Origin of the sequence: Nonomuraea polychroma, assembly GCF_004011505.1 — a bacterium.
Taxonomy (GTDB): domain Bacteria; phylum Actinomycetota; class Actinomycetes; order Streptosporangiales; family Streptosporangiaceae; genus Nonomuraea; species Nonomuraea polychroma.
The window spans coordinates 6,120,826-6,145,219 of record NZ_SAUN01000001.1 but is presented as its reverse complement, the minus strand read 5'-3'; the positions used below and the strand labels follow the sequence as shown (position 1 = coordinate 6,145,219).

Genomic DNA, 24,394 nt, shown 5'->3' with positions numbered 1-24,394 from the left:
GGGTTCGTATGGCACATCGGCCCTCCTCGGGTGCCCGCCGCCCGCCCCGCCTCGTAGACGTCGCCGAAGCCGCGGGAGTCTCACTGGCCACCGCCTCGCGTGCCATGACGGGCAGCACGGGGGTCAGCCCACAGGTCGCGGCCCACGTGCAGGCGGTCGCCTCCCAAGTGGGATACGTGCCCAACAGCCACGCGCGGGCGCTGGCCGGCGGGCAGGCCTCCATGGTCGGGCTGATCGTGCACGACGTCGGGGACCCCTACTTCGGCGAGATCGCCAGGGGCGTGCTGCGCGAGACCGAGAGCCTCGGTTACCTGGCGCTGATCAGCCAGACCCAGCGCGACCCCGGTGCTGAGCTGGGCAGGATCCGGGCGCTGCGGGCCCACCGGGTGACGAAGATCGTCATGGCGGGCTCCGGCTACATCGAGGCGGCGACGGAGGTCGACATCGCCGCCGAGGTGCGCTCGTACACGGCGGCGGGCGGCCGGGTGGCCGTGATCGGCCGGCATCACCTGCCGGTGGACGCGGTGCTGCCGGACAACGCGGGCGGCGGCGTCACGCTTATGCGGCACCTGCTCGACCTGGGCCACCGCCGGCTCGGCGTGCTGGGCGGCCCCGCCAATCTGACCACGGTGGAGGACCGGCTGGCGGGCCTGCGCACGGCGTTCGACGTGGCCGGGCTGGACTGGCGCTCGGTGCCCGTCGTGCACGGGGACTTCACCCGGGAAGGCGGCGCGGCGGCGACCGAGCGGCTGATGCGGGCGCGTCCCGATCTGACGGCGGTGGTGGCGCTGAACGATCCGATGGCGGTGGGCGCACTGTCGTGGCTGCTCAACCACGGGCGCAGGGTGCCGGAGGAGATCTCGGTGGCCGGGTTCGACGACGTGCCGGTGGCGCGCGACGTCTACCCCGCGCTCACGACGATCAGGCTGCCCATGGTCGGCATGGGCAAGCAGGCGCTGGAGCTGGTGCTCAAGCCGCCCGCCTCCCGCCCGCGCCGCCGCCGCACCCCCCACGAGCTGGTCGTCCGAGCCTCCACCGCCCCGCCCCCGCCCTGACCGCGTGTCGTCCTCACAGCGGCCGCCGCCCTCTTGACAGACCCTTCCCCCGGGATACGATCCGCTCGAAGGCAGCCACGTAAGCGCTTTCGGAAGCGCTTACGACCGGCGAGAGGATCCCGGATGTCAGCCCTTCGCACTCTCACCATCGCGGCCGCACTCGCCCTGGCCGCTCCCGCACTCCCACTGCCCGCCCAAGCCGCCACCACCCAGGACTGCGCACTCGGACACGCCCGCGTGAAGCAGGTGGACGCCGGCCACAACTGGGCGCCCGTGACCCCTGCCAAGTGGCAGTTCCCCGGCGACCAGGTGATACTCGCCGAGGCCGGGGTCGCCCGTCCCGGACCACGCCGGCCTTTCGAATACGCGGTGCTGAAGACCGGCCCCGAGTTCGCCTCGGCACGCATCGACGCGAAGGTCCGGCTGGACACTCCGACCAGCGTCAGCAACCGCGACGTGATCATCGTGTTCGGCTACCGGTCGGACACCGAGTTCTACTACGTGCACCTTTCGCAGGACAACACCATCTACCCGCACAACGGGATCTTCGTCGTCAACAACGCCGACCGCCTGCGCATCGACGACCAGTGGAACGGCCAGGTCGGCGCGCCACCCGCGGTGACGGACACCGAATGGCACCGCGTCCGCGTCACGCACTGCACGGACACCGGACGCATCTCGGTCTACGTGGACGGCGCCGAAACCCCGCTGATGACGGCCACCGACCGCACGTTCACCTCCGGCCGGGTCGGCTTCGGCTCGTTCGACAACATCGGCAGGATGCGCGACATGACCGTCAAGGGCACCCCGGCCTGCGACGACACCGCGCCCGTTGAGCAGTGAACCCGCGAATCGACACCCCTTGGTGGTGAGGCATGCCCAGAACCCTCCGAGGCCTGCTCGCCGTGCTGCTGGTGACCGCATTATGCGCGTCGCCGGCGGCCGCGCAGGCGGAGCCGACTCCGATCGACGACCCCATCCCCGAGAAGCCCGCCCCGTCCGGCCTCACGCTGACGCTCGAGGAATTCGCCTCGTTCCCGAAGACCGACACGATCCCGCCGCCGACCGACCAGCGCCTGGTCCGCTGGGCCAGGATCAACTACCTGGGCGAGCTTCCCGACGGCTCACGCCGCCTGTACGTCAACGACCTCAACGGCAAGCTCTACTTCCTGGACAAGAGCGGCGGCCAGCCGCGTGAGTACCTCGACGTCGGCGCCACGTTCGCGCCCGACTTCATCTCGGGACGCGGCCTCGGCAGCGGCTTCGGCTTCGCCGCCTTCCACCCGGAGTTCGGTCAGAACGGCAAGCTCTACACCGTCCACACCGAGTGGGGGAACGCGCTCACCACCAAGACCCCCGACCTGCCGCCCCAGCCCGGCGTCAGGTTCCACGGCGTGATCACCGAGTGGACGGCGACGGACCCGAAGGCGAGCACGTTCTCGGGGACCCGCAGAGAGGTGCTGAGGCTCGCCTTCTCCGGCCAGATCCACGGCATCCAGCAGATCGACTTCAACCCGGCCGCCCGCCCCGGCGACGAGGACTACGGCCTGCTCTACATCGCCGCCGGCGACGGTGGCCGCGGCGTCAGCAGCGACGATCCGCAGAACCTGGCCGTGCCGCACGGCAAGATCCTGCGCATCGACCCGTCCGGGACGAACGGCGCCAACGGCCGGTACGGCATCCCCGCCGGCAACCCGTTCGTGAGCCGGCCGGGCGCGCTCGGCGAGATCTACGCCTATGGCATGCGCGACCCGCACCGCTTCAGCTGGGACCCGCACGCCGGCAACCGCCTGTTCCTGGGCCACATCGGTGAGCACGCGATCGAGGCCATCTACGACGTCGGCGCGGGGGACAACCTGGGCTGGAGCGAGCGCGAAGGGCCGTTCCTGTTCAACAAGGCCGACCGTTGCCATCTCTACACGCTGCCGGACAACGACGCCGAGTTCGGCTACACGTATCCGGTGGCGGCCTACGACCACGACCCGCCGCCCGGTCACTCCTGCACGTCCGACAGCGGTCACGCGGTCGTCGGCGGGTTCGTCTACCGCGGTACGAAGCTGCCGCTGCTGCACGGGAAATACCTGTTCGGCGACATCGTGGACGGCCAGGTGTTCTTCACGATCGCCTCGCAGATGAGGGAGCAGACCGGCCGCCGGGCCACCATCCACAAGCCGCGACTGGTGGACGCCGCCGGCAAGCAGGTCACCATGCAGGACCTGGCCGGCCACACCCGGGTGGACCTGCGTTTCGGGCGCGACGCCGCCGGTGAGCTGTATGTGTTGTCGAAGGCCAACGGCAAGATCTGGAAGGTCACGAAGGCCGGGTGGACACCGCCAGACGTGCTGCCGAGCCTGCGTGACGACCTGGTGGCGGCGTACGACTTCGAGCACCCGGTGGCCGGTGACCCGGCCAAGGAGCGCGACCAGGGTCTGTCCGGCACCGACATCACGCTGGTCAACGGCGGCGCGGCCATGCGCGTGGCCGACCGCGCTTACCGGGGCAGCACGTACGCGCTGCAGACCCGCCAGGTCGGGCCCGCCACGGCAGGCAACGACGACTGGAAGGCCGGGATCTACGGCGCGAACGGCGTGCCGGCCCTGCGGGCGTTCAACGCCGTGCAGGGCGTGACCATCATGGGCTGGTTCAAGATGCAGGGCACCGGGCCCGCGCCCAACTCCAACACCGCCGACCCGGCCGACTTCTTCAACGCGATCGGCCTGGCCGGAGTGCTGAGCGGCAACTCGCAGGGCCATGACGTCAGGGCGCTCCTGGAGCTGATCACCGTGAACGGCGAGCTGCGCGTGGTGGCGCTGGCCCGCCGCGTGGACGGCAGCAGCTCACAGACGTTCGCGGCCGGCCAGCCGTGGCAGGAGATCCTGCCACGGGACCAGTGGGTGTTCCTCGCCGCGACGTTCGACTTCGACACCGCGACGATGAAGCTCTACCGGAACGGCCGGCCGCTCGACGGCTTCTCCACCGTCGCCGGCGACCCGTGGGGCGTCGAAGGCGACCCCGAGCCCGACGTCACCTCGGCGACCGACCCCCGCGGCATCAAGATCGGTGGCAGCTACCCGCAGAACACCAGGGAGCAGAACCCGTGCGACTGCCGCATGGACGGGTTGATGTTCCTGGACCGGGTGGCGTCACCAGGCGAGGTCAGAGCGCAGTACGAGCTGATGCGGTAACGCACGACCGCTGGACGGGGCCGCCGCCGCTCTCGCTGCCCGGGGGAGCAGGCGGCGGCCACGCCCGGCCGGACGCGCGAATTCGTCATGCGTGCCCAACCGGTCACTTGGGCGTCTGCGAAACCCGGTGATCGGTCAGGTGCAGGTCGCCGTTGAGTTGCGGCTTGAGGACCTCCAGCACCTCGAGCGGGCCGAGGACGGTCCAGCGGGGGCCCACCAGGTGCGGGTTGTACTCGGGCGCCCGGTCCATCCACTCGTCCTTGAGCTTCTCGGTCTTGAAGGTGTTGACGAAGAACTCGCCTTCCTGGGTCTTGCAGTACGCCGTACGGATTTCATCGGCGTCGACCTGCACCTTCGGCTTGCAGCCCACCTTGGCGGAGAGTTGCTCGACGGTGAGGGGGGCGGCGTTGGCCTGCGCATTTCCCGCTGCTCCGTAGTCACTGTTCTTCCCGACGTACTGGGAACAGCCAGTGACCAGCCCGGCCAGCAGCGCGAAAGCGGCCAGACGTGGAAATGTCGTCATGTGCGGAGGTACGCAGGGCCTGCCACCCCGGTTCAGCGCAAGATCACGCAACCCCGGGCGGCCAGTCGCCGCAGCACCTCGGGATCGCCGTCGAGCTTGTTCCACCGCAGGTCGAGCTTCTCCAGCGCGGGCAGGTCGGACAGGGACTCGGGCAGCTCGCGCAGCCTGTTGTTCCGCAGGTCGAGGTGGGTGAGCCGGGGTGGCATCGTGTCCGGAAGCTCGCGCAGGCGGTTGTTGCGCAGGTCCAGCACGCGCAGCTCGCCGAGCCGGTGGATGGAGGCGGGCAGCCGGGTCAGGCGGTTGCCCTGCAGGTGCAGCTCCCGAAGCCGGGCCAGGCCGGCCATCGGGGCGGGGAGCTCCTCCAGCCGGTTGTTGTAGAGCCGCAGCTCCATCAGCGAGGTCATGCCGCCGATCGCGTCGGGGAGGCGGGTGAGCCGGTTGTCGGTCAGGTTGAGGTAGGCGAGCCGGTCCAGCCGTCCGATCGATTCGGGCACCTGCGTGAACAGGTTGTCGCTGAGGTAGAGGTAGTCGCTGAGGGGCAGGTCGCCGAGCTCGGGCGGGATCTCGGTGAGCCGGTTGTGGCCCAGGTCGAGCATGCGGAGGCGGGTCAGGCCGCCGATGGCCGAGGGGATCTCGGTGAGCGCGTTCTCGGCCAGGTTGAGCGATTCGAGTCCGGCCAGTTTCCAGAGGGAGCCGGGCACCTCGGTCAGGTCGTTCCCGCCGATCGCCAGGTGGCGGAGTGCCGGGGGCAGCCGATCGGGCAGGGCGCCGATGCGGTTGCCGTACAGGAAGAGTGTCTCCAACTGCGGCGGGCAGGCCGGGAAGGTCGTCAGCTCGTTGCCGTCGAGGTGCAGCGTGCGCAGGGCGGTGAGCCGGGAGAGGTCCGGCAGCCGGCGCAGGCCGTTGCCGTCGAGCCGCAGCTCCTCCAGCGCGGCCAGCCCCGCCACCCGCTCGGGGACCTCGGCGATCGCGTTCCAGGCCAGGTCGATCAGCCGGACGTCGTCGGGGATCTGCGGGAAGGCGGTCAGTCCGGCATCGGGCGCGCGCATGGCGTCGATCATCTCAGACGGGCGGCACCGAGAGGGAGGGGCGCACCATCGGCGGTGTTGCGCTCCTTGTACCGCTCGGCATCGAAGCCGGGCGGTCGTCCGCTCCTGCGACCTTGCTTGAGACGGCTGGCTTGCTGATCCTTCTTGATCGGAATGACGCCTTGATACCGCGTCGGCGCAGGTAGGCGCGGTTACCTCGCGAGGAGTACGCCTTATCGGCCAGCACCCGCCCAGGACGCTTACGCGGACGGCCCAGACCGAGACGCACCATCCGTACCCGCTCCAGCACGCGCAGGAAGTACGGGCTATCGGCGTGCTGGCCAGGACTGAGCATCGTCGCGATCGACGGCAACGCCAGTACGGGAAGCAGGGCAAGTCCGCCGCTGCATAGAGGCAACGGGTGCTGCCCGGAAGTGACCCGTGGCTGGAGTGGTTGGCTGGACAACCCCGGGAACGCGCCGACGCGCGGCTGAGTAATGCGCGCCAAACCAAATAGCAAGGGTTGACACAGTCGGATCTGATCGCGCGATTTCCGGGCCAGAAACCTGTGAATTTAAGTGAAATATTCGCAGGGTTTCATTCGCTCCAGGAATTCCTGAAAGGAGCTTGCGATTCGCCTAGGTACGCGATCTTCATCGATGTATGCGACTGAAGGTTCACCCCCAGGCCCCACCTCGGAGTAATCTAGCATTATAGCGTCGTGGCCCCCTGAGGGCATGACACAGATAACAATGCCTATCTCGGGATACCCCCATTCAGCGATCATGTCCGGACTTCCTAGACCTGATGATGAATCTATTCCCCACTCTCCTCCTATGCCTCGGATCGCTTCAATTTCGATATGGTCGGGCGCCCAGGAGGTCGGGAAATCGGTGGGAAAACAACGATTTCGAGGTACTCCGCCGTTTCGTTGAGATAGCACCTTGACGTATGACCGAGGCAGCTGAAAGCCCAGGGATTGTTCGGCTTGGCCGATTAGTTTAGCATCCAGTGCCGGCCCAGTATAATATTCACTATCTTCAAAGATTTGATTCATTCTCACGTAATGGACTCGGAATAATTTAGCCGGGCCCGGACTCCTTCCCGTTTTGTCTACACCCTCTGATTGTGATCGGACTTGAGTGATTTGTAACTATATACTTCAAATGTTCACAGATGACACCTTGCTGCCTGCGTGGCTATGTTCGCGTAGTGGAAAGTTACACTTGTCCGTCCAAAGATGGCAACCCCCATGTTGGCCTGCGTATCTCCTTCCGGGAGCCCGTGGCCGAAAGGAGATACTAGATGATCTCGGAATGTCCCGATCTTGTTCTCGTGGGGTCGCAGGCCATGTGTGTCATCATGGCTGGCTGTCGGCCATCTTGTTGTTGTTTTACCACATTGTGAAGCCGCCGGTGTGACCAGTCTTTGAATGCACTTCTTTTTCGATCAGCTGCATACGCCCGTAATCCTGATGATGGTGCCATGTATATCCTTCAGGGGTACGTTCCAGGCCTGCTTCCTTATTGGCCGCAGCGAAATCCTTTGAGCGGTTACCGGTGGGGGTGATGTTGACGTCATTCACGTCAGGATGACGCCATTTAGAAAAGTCTGGGTAGCCGTGTTTATCAAACGGGACACCGGTGACTGGATGCTGCTTTCCTGCCAAATGTCCGTTTCGGGGTGAGGTAACCGAGGACCTTCCGGACTTAGGTGTAGAAGGAAGTCCGGTACTGGTCCCCCCCTTGCTGCCACGTCCGAGAGTGAGCACTGTAAGCAGGATATTCAATGCGTCATCGTTCTCGTGGACAGTCCCCCTGCCACAGTGGACTGGATCACGCCTGCAGAGCTCTGCCTGTCGTTCTCGCTGCCGAAGTCTAACTTCGGCTTCTTTCTTGTCGCGTATCTGCGCGTCTCGGCCCTGGTCGCGAGTCCTAGTCCTCCGCTGTTGCTCGTACTTCTGGTGTCGCTTCTTGTGGATCTTCTGTTCGCGGGCGGTCTTCTTTTTGCCGCTGGCGTGGTGGGTTTTGGCGAAATTCTGGTTGGCGTTGGGGCGTTTCTTGCTACGGGAGTAGCCGTAGCTCTTGTCGCTGCTGCCGCCGCCGGCATCGACGCGGCGGCCGTCGGGGTCGGATTGGTCGATGGGGTTGTTGGCGGCGTAGGAGTAGGGGTTGGCCCATTCGGGGGTGCGCAGGTCGAGTTCGGGGTCGGTGGAGATGAACTTGGCGATGGTGGGGTCGTAGTAGCGGGCGCCGAGGTAGGTCAGGCCGGTGGAGGCGTCTTCGGTCTTGCCGAGGAAGCCGCGGTCGGTGAACGGCAGATCATCGGCGCCGCGGCGTTGGCCGAAGGGGAGGTAGCGTTCGCGGCTGACGGTGCCGGTGGTGTCGTTGACGGCCAGTTGAGTGCTTCCGTGGTTGCCGGCGAGTAGCCAGGTGACGCCGCCGCTGTCGCGCATGGCGATCATGGATCCGTCGCTGGCGGTGTAGTAGCGCTTGCCGGTGACCTGGCCGCTTGCCAGGCGTAGTTCCATGGCGCCGCCGAGGTAGAGGGTGGTGCTGCCGTCGGGGTCGCGGCGAAGGAGGCGTTCGCCGTCGGTGTCGTAGACCATGCTGGTCTGCTGGCCGTCGATTGTGGCTTTGGCCAGCTGGCCGACTTCGTTCCAGTCGAAGGTGGCCTGCTTGCCGGCCACGGTGCGGGCAACAAGCTGGCCGTTGTTGTCGTAGCTGTAGGTGTCGGTGCCGGTGGGGCGGGTGATGGCAGTGACAGCGTTCGGGCGGACGGCGCTGGCGCCGGCGGTGGGGTAGGTGTAGGTGGCGGTCTGGCCGTTGTCGGTCAGGCTGGTGAGATTGCCGACCTTGTCGTAGCTGTAGGCCTGGCTGTAGGGGTCGACGCCCTGGGCGTCGCCGGTGCCGGTGCACGAGCCCGCGGTGGTGGTGTAGGCCGTCTTCAGGCGGAGCAGGCCGTCGTAGGTGAAGCATTCGGACTGGCCGTCGGTGGTGCCAGAGACGGCCGAGGCGGCATCCAGGACCCGGGTGATGTTGCCGCCGATGGTGTAGCTGTAGCGGTCGTCTTGGATGGTGTCCGGGGTGGCGGTGTCGGCCTTGGTCTGGGTCGTGACGCGGGAGAGCCAGTCGGTGGTGGGGTCGCGCTCGAGGACGCGTTTGATCTGGCCGTTGCCGCCCAGCATGCGGCTGGCCAGCTTGCCAGTGAGGGTGAAGGTGGTGTCCTTGACGTAGGTGAAGCCGCCCAGGTCGGAGGTCAGGCCCTTGGCGAAGCCGAGATCGGTGTAGCTGTGGGTGAGCTTTTCGGCAGGCAGGCCCCCGGCCGCGGGCAGGCCCTGCTCGCGAAGGTTGCCGGCCACGTCATAGGCGGTGGTGAAGACATAGTCGCCGCCGAGCGCGCCCTCGCCAGCGGGAATGGTGACCTTGGTGGTGGTGGGCCGGTAGTCGCTGTCGTAGCCGGTGACCGTCTGGGTGTAGGTCTGGCCGCCGGAGTAGCGGGTGGCTGCGTCCGGCTTGCCCTTGGCGAGGGTGTCGTAGGTCCATTCGGCGAGCTTGATGCCGGTGTTCGGCTCGCCGGCCCACTGGGCGGTGCGGCGGCCGAGGTCGTCGTAGCTGGTGGAGATCTTCTGGCCCTTGCCGTCGATGCTCCAGATCTGCCGGCCCGCTGCGTTGTAGCCGTAGCTGGAGGTGCCCGCGTCCGGGTCTTTGGCGGCGGTGCGCCGGTCCAGCCAGTCGTAGGTGTAGGTGCGGACGTTGCCGTTGGCGTCCGTCATCTGGGTGAGGTTGTCGCTCAGGTCGTAGCCGTAGCTGGTGTCGGCATGAGCGGTCGCGTCGGCCCACTCTTCGACCTTGACGACGCGGTCGAAGACGTCGGTGACGGTGGCGGTCTTGCCGCCGACCGGCGGGGTTACCTCGGTGCGCTCGGTTCCCGGGTAGGTGGTGGTGGTGCGGCGCAGTTCGGTGCCCTGGTGGTAGGCGATCGATGCCATGGGCCGTTCCAGCCCGTCGTAGAGCGTCTTGGTCCACTGTGGCAGGCTGGTCAGCGCCGGGTTGAGGAGCCCGCTACCGGGCGCCTGGCTGTTGTGTACCGGCTCGGAGACCGCCTCGGCCAGGCTACGCGGGTCGTAGGTGGTGGCGATGACGATCCGGCCGCCACCCGGTGAGGCGGTCTGCGTCTCCCGGGTGCGGCCGAGACCGTCGTCGTAGCTGTGCGTGGTGATCCACTGGGCCTGGGCTCCGCTGCCGGTTAGCAGCTGCTTGACGGTGGTTTTGATCGGCGCGGTGGGCTGGCCTAGCCCGCCGCTGAATGGGATGTCGTAGGAGGCGGTGGCGCTGGGGGTGCCGCCGCTGCGCGGCTGGCCCGGCTTCCACACCGCGGTGGCACGGCCGAGCGCGTCGTAGTCGGTCTCGGTGATTTTGCCGTTGGCGTCGGTGACGGAGGTCGGCTCGCCCAGGGTGTGCGACAGGCGGGCAGTGGTGGTGTGGCCGAGCGGGTTGGTGACGGTGATGCCGTCCTTGGGCCAGCCCACGGTCGGGGTGTAGGTGGTCCTGGTGGTCTTGTTGAGCGGGTCGGTGGAGGTTAGCGTCCGGCCGTAGTCGTCGAAGGTGGCCTTGGTGGTGGAGATGGTGCTCGCGTTGGCGTAGGCGCGGATCTCGGTGGGGTTGCCGTCGCTGGGCTTGTTGGTGGCCGGGTCGGTGCCCGCGTCGTACAGGGTGATCGTCTTGCCGACCAGCGTGCCTGCGGTACAGTCGTCGCCGGAGCGTTTCTCCACCACCGACGGAAAGTCGACCAGCCACTGATCGGAGTCGGCGTTACGAGCGTAGGTGGTGGTCGTGCAGGAATTGTCGCCGGCTACCCCGTCCTGGCCGTAGTCGTTGACCCTGGTCGGCAGCCCGTCGCTGTTGTAGGCGGTCCGCTCGTCGGTGTAGCGCCAGCTGCCGCCGGTCACCTTCTGCCGGGACCGCTCGCGGGTCTGCAGGACGAGCGCCGGGTCCTTGGTGCCGGGGCCGTTGCCGGTGCTCTGGAGGGTGTACTCCCAGCGGGTGGAGTCGATCTCGGTGTAGGCGCGCGGGCTGAGCGAGGTCATCTGCCAGGTCTGCTCCTGCAGCACCTGCCCCTGCAGCAGTGGCACGTCGGTGATGGCGGTGCCGTCGAAGTTCGTGACCTGCTGCTCGCTGCCGCGCAGGAACGTCTGCGTAGTAACGGTGTAGCCAGCCGGGTCGCTGCCCGAGCCCTTCAGGGTGCGCACCTGGCCGTAACCGCGCCAGTCCGAACCGTCCGGAGAAAGGCCAGGCTCGGCGAACTCGACCGGGTTGACCCACAGAGGGCCACCCAGGAACTCGTAGCTGTGCACCACATCCGGCGAACCGGCCACCATGTCCCGCTCGACCACCTTGGTCGCGAGCTGTTTGTAGTAGCGGGTCCACGCCTCGTAGCCGGAGTCGGGGTCGGTGCCCATGTCGACCTGGTAGCAGTCCCCGACCTTGTCGTTGTGGTAGCTGGAGCCGTCGCGGCCCTTGCCACCGCCACACGGGTCCGCCTGGCCGTAGGTGACTTCTATCCGGCCGCCCATCCCGTTCTTGATCGCGGAGATGCGCGGCACCATCCGCCACGATAGCTGGTCCGGCCAGTCGGAGTTGTTGATGTAGTCCATCTTCCCGGCGAGCATCACCGCATCGAAGTCCAGCGGCGGTAGGACGACATTCGGGCTGGCGGCCTGCCCGGTCTGCTGAACAGTGTCCAGCCACATCGCCGAGTCGAACGGCAGCCCCTGGTCGGTGCGCTGGTAAACCCAGGTGTGGGTGAAGTCCAGCCGGTCCACCGGATCCCACACCCCAGAGGTGGGGTTGCGGGACTCGGTGCCGATGGTGGTGAGCTTACGGGTGGAGAAGAACGCGATCGCGTCGTTGGCGCACCCGGCAACCTGGTCGCATCGCAGGTCGGTAGGCACGTCGTCGCCGTCGCGGGCGACGGTGGTGAACGTGGTGCGCGCGGTCGGCGTACTGCTGGCAACCTGCGAGTTGTGCCCCCACGACACCGAGGCCAGGAATCCGCCCCGGTCATACGGGAGCGTTTCGTAGACCTCATCGACGCAGGAGGGCAGGCAGAAGTGGTTGGTCTCCCGGGTGTAGGAGTAGTCGATCACGTTCTCGTTGCGGTCGACCTCCTGGTCCAGGTTCCACCGCCACACCCCGGTGCAGGTCGGCGGGATGGAGTTGTTCCAGTAGCGGTCGAAGCACGGCTCGCCGTTCTCGTCACCGACGTAGGGGACCTGCCACTGGGCGGCCTTGGTATAGCCGAACCGCCACACCTGCCCCTCACGGTCGGTGATCTTCCAGTACGCATTGCCGTCCGCGCCCCCGGCCACCTGCTCGATTTTCCAGCCGAAGTCCGGGACCGTTTTCCACGCCCCCGAGGTGCGGTCCTTGATGATCTGCGCCGACCGGCCACCCGCGCTCAGCACCAGCTCCGACTGCGTCAGATCGTTGGTGCTGGAATCCTCGTCGGTCTGATCCGGCGACTCCCAGCAATACGCCCGGCCGGCTTTGTTCTCCTCGGCGATCCAGACGAGCTCGGCGGTGTTGTCGTCGTAGTAGGTCCACACCGTGCAGCGGCGATAGCGCCGCTCGATGAACCCCGCGCTCAGATCCCAGCCAACCCCGACCACACCAGACTGGTTGTTGGTCCACGACCCCTGCCCGTCCACCGACGAAGCGCTGTACTGCAGCGACAGGTCCGGGCCATTACCGGCCGGCGACGGCGGCTCCGGCAGCGGCACGTCGTAATCGAACCCGCCACCAGACGTACCCGCCTGCCACGTACCAGACGGCTTCAAGTCGGTGGCGCCCCAGTTCCCGTCCGGCCCGGTCAGGTTGCCCGCCAGCAGATACACCGAGCCCTCGGCCAACTGCGCGGCCAGCATGGTGTCGGATGCCTTGACCGCGTCCGCCTTGCGGTCCTTGCCCAACGCCGGCGTCTTGACCGTAGCCTGTCCCGCGTTGGCGGGAGCCGCCTCCACTTGCGCGGTCAGCGTCCCGGTCTTGAGGTCGTTGACGGAGGGCACTACGGTCGGCCGCACCACACAGGAGCGGGGGCGAGGCTGTTGCAGTACGCACGCGGGCAGCCGCACCACCTGCAGTCGGCTCACGAACTGACCACCGAAGGCATCGCGGAAACCGGCGTAGGAAAACGCCGCCCGCACCTTGCCCGGGCCCGTCCCGTCATCGGCCCGGGCCAGTCGGGCTGCCACGCCCACGCCACCCAGCTTCTGGGCGGTCTCCGGGGCGAGCGTCTCCACCGTGACCTTCTCTAGCTTTGCGCCTTGGACCTGGCCCACCTGCACCGGCAGTGTCCCGGCGTCGGCCAGCTTGCCTGGCTCGGGCACGCTCACCTCGGCCTTGCCCGGCTTAGGCCAGACCGGCTTCCTCCGCGTCACTTTTGGTACGGACTCCTCCGCGCCCTTGGCCACCTCTTTCGCCGGCACCGGCCGAGCATCCACCGACTGCTCGGGATTAGGCGCGGCCGCCGCCGCGGACTGGATCAGCTGATCAGGAACCCCGACACTGGAGAGCAACACCATCGCCGCAAGGCCGACGATGAAGACCACGAACCGCATCCGCAGACGACGACCACGCATCCCGAACTCCTTCGCGGCACGCTGACGCAGACCCCGGGCAACAGGGCCGTCAGGCGCCTAAAGCAGACATAAGGACGATCACTAGGAATGTGATCGACAAACGAAGATCGGTCAACGACTGGAACGTCGCTTACCCAACACGATGAGTCAGGAAGCGTTAAGCGACTCTCGCAATGTTGCCTGGTCAGGCAGGGCGTCAAGACATTCGCTATTAGTGGGATTCCACGGCGTGACCTACATCACATATATGGCGGAACCGCAGCGTGAACGCTGCTGTCTGCGGGGTTTCCACAGGGAGTTGGCACGCCAAAAATCCGATCGAGCTCTGCCCTGTCGATAAGGCGTCCATCAATTGCGGTTTGGATGCGGCTCAGGCCTGCTGTGGCCGGCTCCCCAGGGACTGACTTGTCCTCGCGGATGAACGAGCCCCGTCCGGGGATGGTTTCAATCAGCTTGAGCTCGTCTCGCAGGTAGGCGATGGCCTGACGAATCGTCAGGTGGGAGACCTCTAGCTCTCGCTCAAGCTCGACCTCGGAGATGACATCGTTGTAGCCGATCTCGCCGGCATCGATCCTCCGCTTGATCTCGTCGGCGACCTGACGCCACTTCGGAATCCGCGGGTTGAACGCGGCGTACGACCGCCGCGTCGGACGTGCGGTGCTGGTGGGCCCTGGTCCGGTTCAAGACCACGCGATCGTTCTGGAGGCTGGTGTGATTCCGCGGGAACTCCACGGCATACAAGTAGCGCCCTTGCAGCCGCAGAACTCTTGATCGAATGGTTCGATGTGTCCCCCCGATCCGCCCGCGTCAGGGCCCGAAGCTACACATGCGAATGCGAAGACGCGACCGCAGAGCACTACAGGCCCTCGGCCAGCGCGACGCCGAGCCGGGCACGGCCACCGCGTTGCGAGCCGGGTACCAGGCGTCCGCGACATCGACACTGCGCTGAGGAGCCCGGGCGAGGCCCGCCAGGCGCTCGTCGGGGAGTTGGTCGCCGAGCAGAACCGGATGATCTGATGAGCGCCAAACCGGTGGCCCGTACCGTCGCGCTCCAGCGCAGGGAGTCCGAGCGGCTCCAGCGCCACGTCGGGGCGGCCCTGGCCGCCATGCGGAACGGCATGGATCACGGCTGGCGGCATCTCTCCGCCGAGGACGCCGAACAGCTCTGGCGGGCTGGCGTCGGCATCATGGCAATCGTCGGCGAGGCCCGCGAGCGTCCGGCCGACGTGATCGACTTAGACGCCGAGCGCCGTCGCCGTAGGCGCTGACGGTCCCGCAAAGTTTGTGGAAGAGACGCCCCGCTGATCATCCGGTCGGCGGGGCGTCGCCATTCGCGAACCCTTGACGCGGTCCTGACCGCGACGGACGATCGGCACGAGTCGAGAAATCCCAAGCAATCCGATCAAGGAGTTGCCATGCGTCTGCGGTTCCTGGGAAGCAACAGCGAGCAAGGCACATGCCCCGCGGTCTACGAGACCGATCGCGACACGATCGCCGTACAGGGCAGGATCGTCACCGATCCCGCCGCGCTGGGCGATGCCGTTAACCTGGCCTCCGACGAGGTGATCGTCGAGATCCCCAAGGACCTCCTGCCCTACTTCCCCAAGGGGTGACCGTGCTTCTGTCTGAGGCTGAGCTGGGCAACCTGCTCGCGACCTTCACCACCAGCGCGTTCCGGTTCGAGCTGCGCGAGCGCTACAACAGCACCGTGGGCGCCGAGCCGTTCCGCAAGTGGCAGGCCGGCGAGCCGGATGACTACGCGTGGCATCAGTCTTGGATGGAGAAGGTCAGTCGTGATGTCGCGGCCGGGAAGACCTGGCAGCGCGTCCGCATCGTGTCCGTGCCGCCATCGGACTACACCAGGTACGGCATCGAGGTCGCCAGGCTCAGCGTGCAGGCCGGCGAGGACATCCGTTACCTGCGCCGCGACGTAGCCGAACAGCTCGGGCTGCAGCCGTACGACGCGTGGTTGCTGGACGACGCCCGCCTGATCTGGCTGCACTTCCACGACGCCGACGACACGTTCGCCGGCGCCGAGCTCGTCACCGATCCCGAGGTCATATCCCGTCATCTGGCGTGGCGGGACATGGCCCTCAAGCATGCCCAACCGCTCGAAGACTTCGCCGCGCACCTCCCGTGAATCAGCCCCTTCTTGGCCAGCAAGCCGTTCAAGCGCTCGGCATCCGCCTGCGAGACCTACGGCGCGATGCCGGGCTGACCGGCCGCCAACTCGCCGCCGCCTGCGGTTGGGTGCCGTCGAAGGTCTCCAAGCTCGAGCTCGGCAAGCAGGTGCCCACCGAGGACGACATACGCGAATGGTGCTTGGCCTGCCGCTTCCCGAGCGAGATCGCTGACTTGATCATGGCTGTCCGGTCGATCGACGCCCAGTACATGGACTGGCGCCGCTCCCTCAGGACCGGCACACGGCGCCGCCAGCGCGCCAACATCGACGCCTACGAGAAGACCACGCTCATCCGGGCCTGGGAGCCCACAGTCATCCCTGGGCTACTCCAGACGGCTGCCTACGCGCGCGGGATCCTTACGACGGTCGTGAACTTCCACGGCATCCCAGACGACGTTGAGGAGGGCGTACAGGCCCGCATGGAGGCCCAGCGCGTGTTCGATCGCCCGCAAAGGCGCATCCTGTTCCTTCTCGGCGAGGGCGCGCTACACACAGCCGTGGGTGATCGGGCGACGATGGCCGAACAACTCCGCCGGCTCCTGCAAGCTGGCCGCGCCCCGCGGATCAGCCTCGGGATCGTGCCGCTCGCGGCCCCGTACACCGTGCCGCGGAACAACGCGTTCACGATCTACGACAGTCGGATGGTCACGGTGGCCACGTACACCGCCGAGCTGACGTTGCAGCAACGCCATGAGGTCGCCATCTACGAAAGGGCCTTCGATCGCCTCCTGGCCCTGGCGGTACACGGCGAGGCGGCACGCGACCTGATCGAGCGGGCACTTGCCGATCAAGAAGAAATCTGAAGCAACTTCATTGAGCTCTGCGACGCCCGATTCGTAGCGTCCTGGACATGGACAGTCATGGGTCCGCATCGCCCATCTCCCCCGCCCGCACGGGCGTCACGAGCAGGCCTGCCGGTGGTGACGTGACGCGGCACCGGCAGGCCGTCTACGTCCCCGAGTTCCGCGACGTTGAACAGATGCCGGACGGTTCCTGGTCGGCGGTCCACCACAGCGGCCAGGAGGTCACCGCGCCGACGTTGAGGAATCTCGTGTACGTCGTCGCGCCAGCCGTGCGCATCGCCCCCGGATGGCGGCGTCGCTCATGACCTGCCCGCGGTGGTGCATTGAGGGCCACAACGACGGCGAGCGGCGGCACCTCGCAGAGATCCGCGACGTCTGTGTGACGGCGGACGGCACCGGGGCGCACATTCCACAGCTCTACTTCGACCTCCGACAGGGCCCGGACGATGACCAGCCGATGATCCATATAGAGATCGATGAGCGGCCGGTTGCGCGGCTCACGGTCGGCGAGGCGGTCAAGGCGGGCTTGAGCCTGATCGGGCTTGCTGGGCAGGTGATTGGGCAGTGACCGCCGAGGCCCGGGCGCGCGGAGTGTGCGCGTTCTGCGCCGTCCAGATCGTCAAGACCAGGTATGAGGGCATGGTCCCTGTCGACCATTGGGACGCGGTCCAGCCTCAGCCCGGCGTGCTGTTCTCCATGCAGTGCCCGAAACGACCACGGCCCGGGATGGCCCGGGGCTTGGCGCGTACGATCATCACACCCCACACTAAGCAGGGCGCGGCGGCGCTGGTCCCGTTCCAGGCGTCAGCCGCCGCGTCCCTCTCTTCCTTACCAGTCGCACGAGTGCATGCCGCCGCCAGTGGGCGCCGTGAATCTTGCAAACCATGGCCGCCGCGGCGGCCGGTCCGGCGTCCCTCTGGCCGGCCGGTATGGCTGGGACGGTAATAGTTGATCTTGTCGGGCCTCCCGGGAGTGGGGAGAAAATTGGTTCCAGGCGGCCGGTGGAGGGCGGTTTCAAGATCCACGTTGCAACCCCCCGTCCCCCGCCCTCTGACCTGGGTCTTTTTAGTGTGGCTGTCATCTTGGATGCGCGACGCTCGACGGTCTTGATCGTGGTTGTGATGCGCAATCGAGGTGAGATCCGAGCGTGTTCACGCTGCGTGACACGAGCTGAGTGACGGGTCGTCTCCTCTCATTGCTCTGCGTGATGGGGCTGGCCGTGACCGTGGGATGGATAAGGCGCCGACTCGGGTGGACCTTGACACCAGGACCCCACCGGGCAGACACGTTCGCCAGCGACTATCCCGATCTACGTGGATGGCTCTTAGAGTGGCGGGATGAAGGTGGCGGGCAGCGCCGTGATCGGCGTTCAGAGGGATCAGGTGTGGGCAGCGCTCCAGGATCCGGCGGTGCTGGTGCGCACCATTCCGGGGTGCGAGCGCCTCGAGGAGAGCGGGCCGGACACCTACCGGATGACGGTCAACGCGGGGGTGGCGTCCATCAAGGGCGTCTACCAGGGGGAGGTCGCGCTGGCGGATCCGCTGGCGCCGGAGAGCTTCACGCTCAAGGCGCGTGGGCAGGGCGCGCCGGGAACGGTGGACGCGACCGTCCAGGTACGGTTGAGCGAGATCGACGGTGGGACCCGGGTCGACTACGACGCGGACGCCGTGATCGGCGGGATGATCGGCGGGGTCGGGCAGCGCATGCTCGGGTCGGTGGCCAAGCGGACGGCGGGGGAGTTCTTCGCTGCAGTGGAGGACCATTTGCGCGCGCCGGTGGCCGCAGCTCACGGGCTGGCCCCTTCTCCGGACACGGCCGCTGTCCCGGTGAGCGCTGTGCCCGGTGCGCTGGCGGGCGAGCGCACCGGCGAGGCCGGTGCCGTGGGGGCTGTTTACGAGCGGCCGCCCAAGCGGCACACCGAGACGCGGCCGTGGGTGATGCTGGCGTCGTTCGGCATGGGGGCGGGCATCGCGCTCACGAGTGTCGCGATCGGCTGGGTCCTCGGCCGCGCCTCCCGCCGCCGCTCCTGACCGCACGCCGGGTGGCCACAGCACCGGTGGGGCGGCTGGGGCTCTCGCGGAAAAGGATCTCCAGGCGTAGCGTGGCGGGTATGCGGCAGGCACACGCGGAGGACGCACGGACAGAAGCCAGGCGAATCGTAAGCAACCTGCTCGGCGAGGAGCGCCCCACCGCCGAGACCCTGATCAATGACGTGCGCCCCGTGCTCGGGGACGAGCGCACCGACCGCACGCTCGAACTGGCCCTCGGCGCCTCCCTCACCAGGCGGTCTGCCGAGCTGGCCGCCATCGCCGCGCTGCTGGTCGGCACCCGCGAGCTGGGCGCCGACTGGTGGGGGCGGTCCAGGGGCGGCAAGCTGCCGCCGCCGGACGAGGTGGTCCGCACGGCCGTCGCGATCGAGCCGTGGACCGACCTGACCGCGCTCGAGATGCTGGCCGCCTGGATCTCCGACGACGCCGCCGACCAGCTGTGGGGCCGGGCCGTCGCCGCGGTCGATCTCAACTCCTGGCAGGCCGAGGACCGGTTCGACCTGCCGCCGGGCGTCAAGCCCGGGCAGCGGCTGGTGGTGCACTTCGACGCCGGCGGGCGGCTTGACGCGGTCGTCACGCGGCGGGCCGACGAGGATCTCGGGTCCAACCTGGACTTCCATTCCCTGCGGTATTCGCGGCCCGCGGAGGCGCAGTGGAGCTGGGGGGTGGCGGCCGGGCTCGGCCCGCACCGCCTGCCGGGGGAGCACCCCGACCCGTACGCCCGCGAGGTGCCCGCCGCCGCCGTGGGCGTCCTGCGGGCCTGGGCCCTGCGCCACGGCGCCTCCCGCGAGCAACTCGGTGAGCGCTGGGAGACGGTCGGCGATGTGGTGGCCGCCATTGAGCGGGTGGACTGGATGTGGCGCAGCGGCGAGTGGTTCGGCTGGTGGCGCGGCGCGTCGGCGCTCGTGGACGACTCGGCGTACCTTCCGTACCGGCTGGAGGAGCTGGCCGCCGGCTGATCGGCACCATCGCCAGAGCTAGTTGGGTGAGCCCTCGCCGAGCAGGCCCGAGCGGTGGTGGCGGCGGCAGAGCACCTGGTAGCGGACGGGGGAGGCATCGGTGTCACCGATCACCACCTGCTCGCCGGTCCGGACCATCGCCCCGCCCACGACCCTGGCGTTCAGCTGCCCGGGCCGCCCGCACCAGCACAGCACCTCGACCTGCAACCGGCACACCTCGTCGGCCAGCTCGAACAGCCGCTGCGCCGCCGGGAACATCACGGAACGGAAGTCGGAGGCCAGCCCGAACGCGTACACGTCCACGCCGTACTCGTCCACCAGGTCCGCCAGCTGCTCGATCTGCTCGACGGTGTAGAAGCACGCCTCGTCGCAGATCAGATAGTCGACCCGGTCACGCACTCCCGTCACCAGCCGCACGAGGTCGAGCGAGTCGTGCACCTCGATGGCCTCGAGGCCGAGCCCGATCCGGCTGGTGACCTTCGGCCCGCCCGACCGGTCGTGCTTGGTCAGCACCAGACCACGCCGCCCTTGCCGCCCGTGGTTGTAGTTCATCTGGAGCGCGAGCGTCGACTTCCCGCAGTCCATGGGGCCGAAGTAGAACTTCAGTACAGCGTCCCTGGCGGAAGACGGTACGGCAGACAAGGCAGACGATTCGGTCACGGGCCGCCAGCTTAGCGGCTTGGCTTGTTCCATGACCTCGTGGGACATTTTCCCCCTGAGGTTTCAGGAGGAACTGTGGTCACTGATAAACCGCCGGCGCTCGACGCGATGATGAAGCAGGACGACCTCACGGCTGCCCAGGCCGACGCCACCCGATGGCGATACGGCTTTCTCGTCGTCGTGGTGGGCATCGTCGCGGTCCTCGTCGCCTTCGGCGCCGCCGTGTTCGCCACGCGGGAGTTCGCTCCGCTGTTCGCTGGTGTAGCGGGAGTGATCGGTACCATAATCGGTGCATATTTCGGGGTGCAGGCGGGGCAGTCGGGGAAGGCGAGGGTCGAGGCTGAGCTCGCCAGATCGCAGGAAATGGTGATCAGGCTGGCGGCGTACGTCGGCACGGAAAACGCGCCCAGAGTCATCGACGAAGTGCTCGGCCGACGCCCAAGCTGAGGAGCCATGCGTAGCGTCCGTATCGGAGTGGACACCGGAGGCACATTCACCGACGTGGTGGCGGTGGACGAGCAGACCGGTGAGATCCTCACCACGAAGACCCCCTCGACCCCCGCCAACCCCGCGGACGGATTCCTCGCGGGCATCGCCAAGCTGGGCGAGCTCGACGTCGGGTCGATCGTGCACGGCACCACGGTGGCCACGAACCAGCTGCTCGAGGACCGGATCGCGAACCTCGGGTTCGTCACGACCGAGGGCTTCGAGTTCATCCTGGAGATCGCCAGGCAGAGCGTGCCGGACGGCTACGGCAACTCCTACTTCTGGGTCAAGCCGCCCAGGATCGTTCCCGTGCACCTGGTGAAGACCGTCGGCGGGCGGCTGGACCACCTGGGCAACGAGGTGTGGCCGTTCTCGGAGGAGCAGGCCATCGAGGTGGCTCGCTGGTTCAAGAGCAAGGGCATCACCGCGATCGGCGTGTGCTTCCTGCACTCCTACGCCAACCCCGAGCACGAGCGGCGCATGCGCGAGGTGCTCTGGCGCGAGCATCCGGAGGCGGTGATCTCGCTGTCGAGCGACGTGCTGCGCGAATACCGCGAGTACGAGCGCTCGGTCACCACCCTCGTCGACGCCGCCGTCAAGCCCGCCATGCGCGGCTACATCGCCAGCCTGTCCCACCGTCTGGGCCGGCCGTTCTCCGTCATGAAGTCCAACGGCGGGATCCTGTCGGCACGCGAGGTCGTCAACCAGCCGATCACCACCGTCCTGTCCGGGCCGGCGGCGGGCGCGCTCGGCGCGGCGCTCATCGCCTCCACGGCCGGGCACAAGTCGGTGATCACGCTGGACGGCGGCGGCACCTCGACCGACGTGGCCGTGGTGATCGACGGCGAGCCCTCCATCACCACCGAGGGCACCATCGGCCGCTACCCGTGCAAGATCCCGATGATCGACATCGTCACGGTCGGCGCGGGCGGCGGCTCGATCGCCTGGATCTCGCCCGAAGGCACGCTCAAGGTCGGCCCCAGGTCCGCCGGCGCCGACCCTGGACCGCTCTGCTACGGCAGGGGCGGGACGGAGGTGACGGTCACCGACGCGCACGTGTTCCTCGGCCGCATCCCGCCGCACCTGCTCGGCGGCGAGATCCCGCTGAACGCCGACGCCGCTCGCACCGGCATCGAGGCGCTGGCCGACAAGCTCGGGCTCAGCCCGGAGCGCACCGCGACCGGGATCCTGGAGATCAGCGCGTTCAACCAGAGCAACGCGATCCGGCAGCTCACCGTCAAGCGCGGGCTGGACGTGCGGGACTTCCCGCTGGTGACGTTCGGCGGGTCGGGGCCGCTGCTGGCGTGCCGGCTGATCGACATCCTGGGCCTGCCCTCGGTCGTCATCCCGCGCGACCCCGGGAACGTTTCAGCGTTCGGGCTCCTCACGGTGGACGTCAAGAACGACTACGTCCGCACGTACGTCACCCGCGACCTCTCCCTCGGCAAGGCCGCCGAGATCTTCCACGACCTGGAACATCAGGCGGGCGAGGCGCTGGACCGCGAGGGCTTCGACGACCCGGTCTACGTGCGCAGCGCCGACCTGCGCTACTACGGCCAGGGCTACGAGGTCCGCGTCCCCGCCCCGGCCGGCGAGGTCGACGCCGACTGGTGCGCCCAGGTGATCGACCGCTTCCACGACGCCCACGAGAAGCTCTACGGGTACGCCTACCGCGACGACCCCCGCCACGGGGTCGAATGGGTGAACCTGCGCGTCTCCGGCATCGGCCCCATCACCCGCCCGACCCTGAGCCCGCTGGAGAAGCCCGGTGTGGGCGCCACGTCCGTCCGGCCCGTGCACTTCGAGGAGACCCGCGACACCCCGATCCACCAGCGGGCCGCCCTCGGCCCCAATGCCCGGGTGAGCGGACCAGCGGTGATCGAGGAGTACGGCTCGACGATCCCCATCCACCCCGGTTTCACCGCCACGGTGGACACGTACGGAAATGTGGAGATTAAGGCGGAGCTGGTGAGTGACCATTGAGCACGGCTGATCCCATCCTCATCGAGATCGTCGAGGGCACGCTGGCCTCCGTCGAGAAGGAGGTCGAGACCGCCATCGCGCGGACGGCGCGCTCGCCGATGATCCGCGACGCGCACGACTTCCGCGCCGGCATCCACGACGTGCGCCTGCGCAAGCTGACCGGCCGCTCCTACAGCGCGCTCGTCCAGCCGATCGTGCGCGACTTCCCCATCGAGACGATGAAGCCGGGCGACGTCTACTTCCACAACGACGTCTACCTCTCCGAGGGCGGCATCGGGCACCTGCCCGACCTGTGCGTGACCGTGCCGGTGTTCCACGAGGGCGAGGTGGTGGCGTTCGTGCAGGCGTTCGGCCACCACGACGACATCGGCGGCGCCGTGCCCGGCTCGATGCCCTCGCACGCCCGCTCGGTCTTCGAGGAGGGGCTGATGGTCCCGCCGATCAAGCTCTGGGACGAGGGCGTGCCGAACGAGGCCGCGCTGCGCATCATGACCCGCAACTCGCGGATGCCCGACTCGCTCGCCGGTGACCTGGACGCCGAGTGCTCCGCCTGCCTGATGGGCGCCCGCCGCCTGGCCGAGCTGTTCGAGCGGTACGGCAGGCAGGCCGTCGAGGAGTGCTTCGACGCCATCATCTCCAAGACCACGGAGACGTTCCGCAGGGAGCTGCTGTCGAAGGTCCCCGAGGGGACGTACGTGTGGGAGGACTACGCCGAGCACGACGGCGTGGACGAGCCCCGCCTGCACGCCCAGCGCATCACGCTGACCGTCGACCACGCGGCCGAGTCTCCTTTGACGATCGACTTCACCGGCACGTCCCCGCAGGCCAAGGGCCCGATCAACCACGCGGGGGACTACGCCGACGGCGTGTTCCTGAAGAAGTGGCTGGCCCCGGTGCTGCGCAACCTGGCCGACACGCCGGAGCGGATGGCGGAGCTGGACGTCAACGAGGGCGTCGTGCCGCTCATCAAGATGATCTTCCCGGAGAAGGGCACGCTGCTCACCCCGATCTTCCCGGCGCCCACGAACGCCCGCACGTTCGTCATCCTGCGCCTGCTCGGCGTGCTCGCCGGTGTCCTGGCGAAGGCCACGGGCGGGCGCATGCCGGCCGACCAGGAGACGATCCGGTACACGGGCGTGTACGGGACGGACGCGGACGGGCAGCCGTACCTGATGCGCGAGGTCCTCGGCGGCGGCTCCGGCGGGCGCTGGTACGCCGACGGCGAGGACACCATTCACGTGGTGCCCGATTCGCGCAACATCCCGGTCGAGTTCGCCGAGGCGCGGTGGCCGTTCCGGGTGGAGCGGCTGGCGCTGGCCTGCGACTCCGGCGGGCCCGGCATGTTCAGAGGCGGGCTCGGCTACGACAAGCACATCAGGATGCTCCGGGACGCCTCGTACATGTCCATCGCCGACCGCTCGATCCTGTCCTGCTGGGGCGTCAACGGCGGCCTCGCCGGGCGGCCGTTCCGGGTGGAGATCGCCGGCAAGGAGATGGAGGGCCTGGTCGACGACTATCCGGTCCAGGCCGGGGAGGTCATCCGCATCCGGACCACCGGGGGTGGCGGCTGGGGGTCGCCGTATGACCGGGATCCGCGGGCGGTGGCGGCCGACGTGCGGGACGGGAAGGTGTCGATCGCGGGGGCGCTCGGGGACTACGGGGTGGTGCTGGACGGGGACCGCATCGACGAACAGGCGACGGCCGAACTCCGCGCCACACTGCGGCCGCCGGCGGATCGGTTCTTCGACAGGGGGCCTGGGTACGCCAAGCTCTCGGGAGGACGGGCTCAAGCTGGCGTGGACGAATTGTGAGGAGTTAATCACGCTTCGTAAGGATGGGGATT

Annotated in this window: 20 protein-coding genes and 1 pseudogene; 14 read left to right on the top strand and 7 right to left on the bottom strand. The window is 67.9% G+C overall.

From position 1 onward, the window contains the following. Positions 1–8 precede the first annotated feature (8 nt). The 3 genes from EDD27_RS27960 to EDD27_RS56975 all read left to right on the top strand — a co-directional run bounded on the left by EDD27_RS27960 (position 9) and on the right by EDD27_RS56975 (position 4,240). Positions 9–1,055 carry a LacI family DNA-binding transcriptional regulator gene (locus EDD27_RS27960; RefSeq protein WP_127935024.1) on the top strand — a complete coding sequence of 349 codons (1,047 nt, stop codon included), beginning with the start codon at positions 9–11 and terminating at the stop codon, positions 1,053–1,055. Between the two features lie 123 nt (positions 1,056–1,178). Continuing rightward, positions 1,179–1,898: a LamG domain-containing protein gene (locus EDD27_RS27955; RefSeq protein WP_127935023.1), complete on the top strand. Its 720-nt coding sequence runs from the start codon at positions 1,179–1,181 to the stop codon at positions 1,896–1,898. Positions 1,899–1,930: 32 nt separating this feature from the next. Next, on the top strand, positions 1,931–4,240 hold the full coding sequence (locus EDD27_RS56975) for a PQQ-dependent sugar dehydrogenase (protein ID WP_127935022.1): 2,310 nt from the start codon (positions 1,931–1,933) through the stop codon (positions 4,238–4,240). A 103-nt stretch (positions 4,241–4,343) separates the two neighbouring features. Here EDD27_RS56975 and EDD27_RS27945 read toward each other — a convergent pair whose 3' ends face one another. The 6 genes and pseudogenes from EDD27_RS27945 to EDD27_RS58900 all read right to left on the bottom strand — a co-directional run bounded on the left by EDD27_RS27945 (position 4,344) and on the right by EDD27_RS58900 (position 14,044). Then, entirely contained in the window at positions 4,344–4,763 is a 420-nt protein-coding gene (locus tag EDD27_RS27945) for a hypothetical protein (RefSeq protein WP_127935021.1), read from the bottom strand. 32 nt (positions 4,764–4,795) lie between these two features. Beyond that, positions 4,796–5,812: a leucine-rich repeat domain-containing protein gene (locus EDD27_RS27940; protein ID WP_127935020.1), complete on the bottom strand. Its 1,017-nt coding sequence runs from the start codon at positions 5,810–5,812 to the stop codon at positions 4,796–4,798. Between the two features lie 47 nt (positions 5,813–5,859). After that, positions 5,860–6,143 (bottom strand): annotated as a pseudogene (locus EDD27_RS56970) (transposase); the annotation flags it as partial. Between the two features lie 222 nt (positions 6,144–6,365). Then, complete coding sequence (locus tag EDD27_RS58905) at positions 6,366–6,848, bottom strand: SMI1/KNR4 family protein (protein ID WP_127935019.1); 483 nt, start codon at positions 6,846–6,848, stop codon at positions 6,366–6,368. 336 nt (positions 6,849–7,184) lie between these two features. Beyond that, the gene (locus EDD27_RS27930; RefSeq protein WP_127935018.1) at positions 7,185–13,430 is read right to left on the bottom strand and encodes an RHS repeat-associated core domain-containing protein; all 6,246 of its coding nucleotides are present in this window, start codon (positions 13,428–13,430) and stop codon (positions 7,185–7,187) included. A gap of 239 nt (positions 13,431–13,669) precedes the next feature. Further along, positions 13,670–14,044 (bottom strand): GntR family transcriptional regulator, encoded by a 375-nt coding sequence (locus EDD27_RS58900; protein WP_127941003.1) that lies wholly within the window; start codon positions 14,042–14,044, stop codon positions 13,670–13,672. A gap of 402 nt (positions 14,045–14,446) precedes the next feature. On the opposite strand from EDD27_RS58900, the gene EDD27_RS27920 reads away from it, so the two are divergent. From EDD27_RS27920 to EDD27_RS27890, 8 genes are all read left to right on the top strand, one after another. Next, positions 14,447–14,698 carry a hypothetical protein gene (locus EDD27_RS27920; protein ID WP_127935017.1) on the top strand — a complete coding sequence of 84 codons (252 nt, stop codon included), beginning with the start codon at positions 14,447–14,449 and terminating at the stop codon, positions 14,696–14,698. A gap of 147 nt (positions 14,699–14,845) precedes the next feature. After that, complete coding sequence (locus EDD27_RS27915) at positions 14,846–15,043, top strand: hypothetical protein (RefSeq protein WP_127935016.1); 198 nt, start codon at positions 14,846–14,848, stop codon at positions 15,041–15,043. A 2-nt stretch (positions 15,044–15,045) separates the two neighbouring features. Beyond that, entirely contained in the window at positions 15,046–15,570 is a 525-nt protein-coding gene (locus EDD27_RS54600; protein ID WP_164903821.1) for a DUF6879 family protein, read from the top strand. Further along, entirely contained in the window at positions 15,567–16,415 is an 849-nt protein-coding gene (locus EDD27_RS27910) for a helix-turn-helix domain-containing protein (protein ID WP_164903820.1), read from the top strand. The genes EDD27_RS54600 and EDD27_RS27910 overlap by 4 nt, the downstream gene beginning before the upstream one ends. 47 nt (positions 16,416–16,462) lie before the next feature. Then, positions 16,463–16,720, top strand: coding sequence for a hypothetical protein (locus EDD27_RS27905; RefSeq protein ID WP_127935014.1), 258 nt, complete (start codon positions 16,463–16,465; stop codon positions 16,718–16,720). Beyond that, entirely contained in the window at positions 16,702–16,983 is a 282-nt protein-coding gene (locus tag EDD27_RS27900) for a hypothetical protein (protein WP_127935013.1), read from the top strand. Before EDD27_RS27905 ends, EDD27_RS27900 begins: the two co-directional genes overlap by 19 nt. Before the next feature lie 769 nt (positions 16,984–17,752). Next, the gene (locus tag EDD27_RS27895; RefSeq protein WP_127935012.1) at positions 17,753–18,445 is read left to right on the top strand and encodes an SRPBCC family protein; all 693 of its coding nucleotides are present in this window, start codon (positions 17,753–17,755) and stop codon (positions 18,443–18,445) included. Between the two features lie 80 nt (positions 18,446–18,525). Next, positions 18,526–19,422: a hypothetical protein gene (locus EDD27_RS27890; protein WP_127935011.1), complete on the top strand. Its 897-nt coding sequence runs from the start codon at positions 18,526–18,528 to the stop codon at positions 19,420–19,422. A gap of 18 nt (positions 19,423–19,440) precedes the next feature. Here the strand turns inward: EDD27_RS27890 and EDD27_RS27885 are convergent, their stop codons facing one another. After that, complete coding sequence (locus tag EDD27_RS27885) at positions 19,441–20,082, bottom strand: thymidine kinase (RefSeq protein ID WP_127935010.1); 642 nt, start codon at positions 20,080–20,082, stop codon at positions 19,441–19,443. 24 nt (positions 20,083–20,106) lie between these two features. Between EDD27_RS27885 and EDD27_RS27880 the strand changes: the two genes are divergently transcribed. Genes EDD27_RS27880 through EDD27_RS27870 form a run of 3 tightly spaced genes read left to right on the top strand, consistent with a single transcriptional unit; the run spans position 20,107 to position 24,362 of the window. Next, on the top strand, positions 20,107–20,529 hold the full coding sequence (locus EDD27_RS27880; RefSeq protein WP_241564289.1) for a hypothetical protein: 423 nt from the start codon (positions 20,107–20,109) through the stop codon (positions 20,527–20,529). Positions 20,530–20,535: 6 nt separating this feature from the next. Continuing rightward, positions 20,536–22,551, top strand: a complete 2,016-nt coding sequence (locus tag EDD27_RS27875; protein ID WP_127935009.1) for a hydantoinase/oxoprolinase family protein — start codon at positions 20,536–20,538, stop codon at positions 22,549–22,551. Then, the gene (locus EDD27_RS27870) at positions 22,548–24,362 is read left to right on the top strand and encodes a hydantoinase B/oxoprolinase family protein (RefSeq protein ID WP_127935008.1); all 1,815 of its coding nucleotides are present in this window, start codon (positions 22,548–22,550) and stop codon (positions 24,360–24,362) included. The genes EDD27_RS27875 and EDD27_RS27870 overlap by 4 nt, the downstream gene beginning before the upstream one ends. The last annotated feature ends 32 nt before the right edge of the window (positions 24,363–24,394 follow it).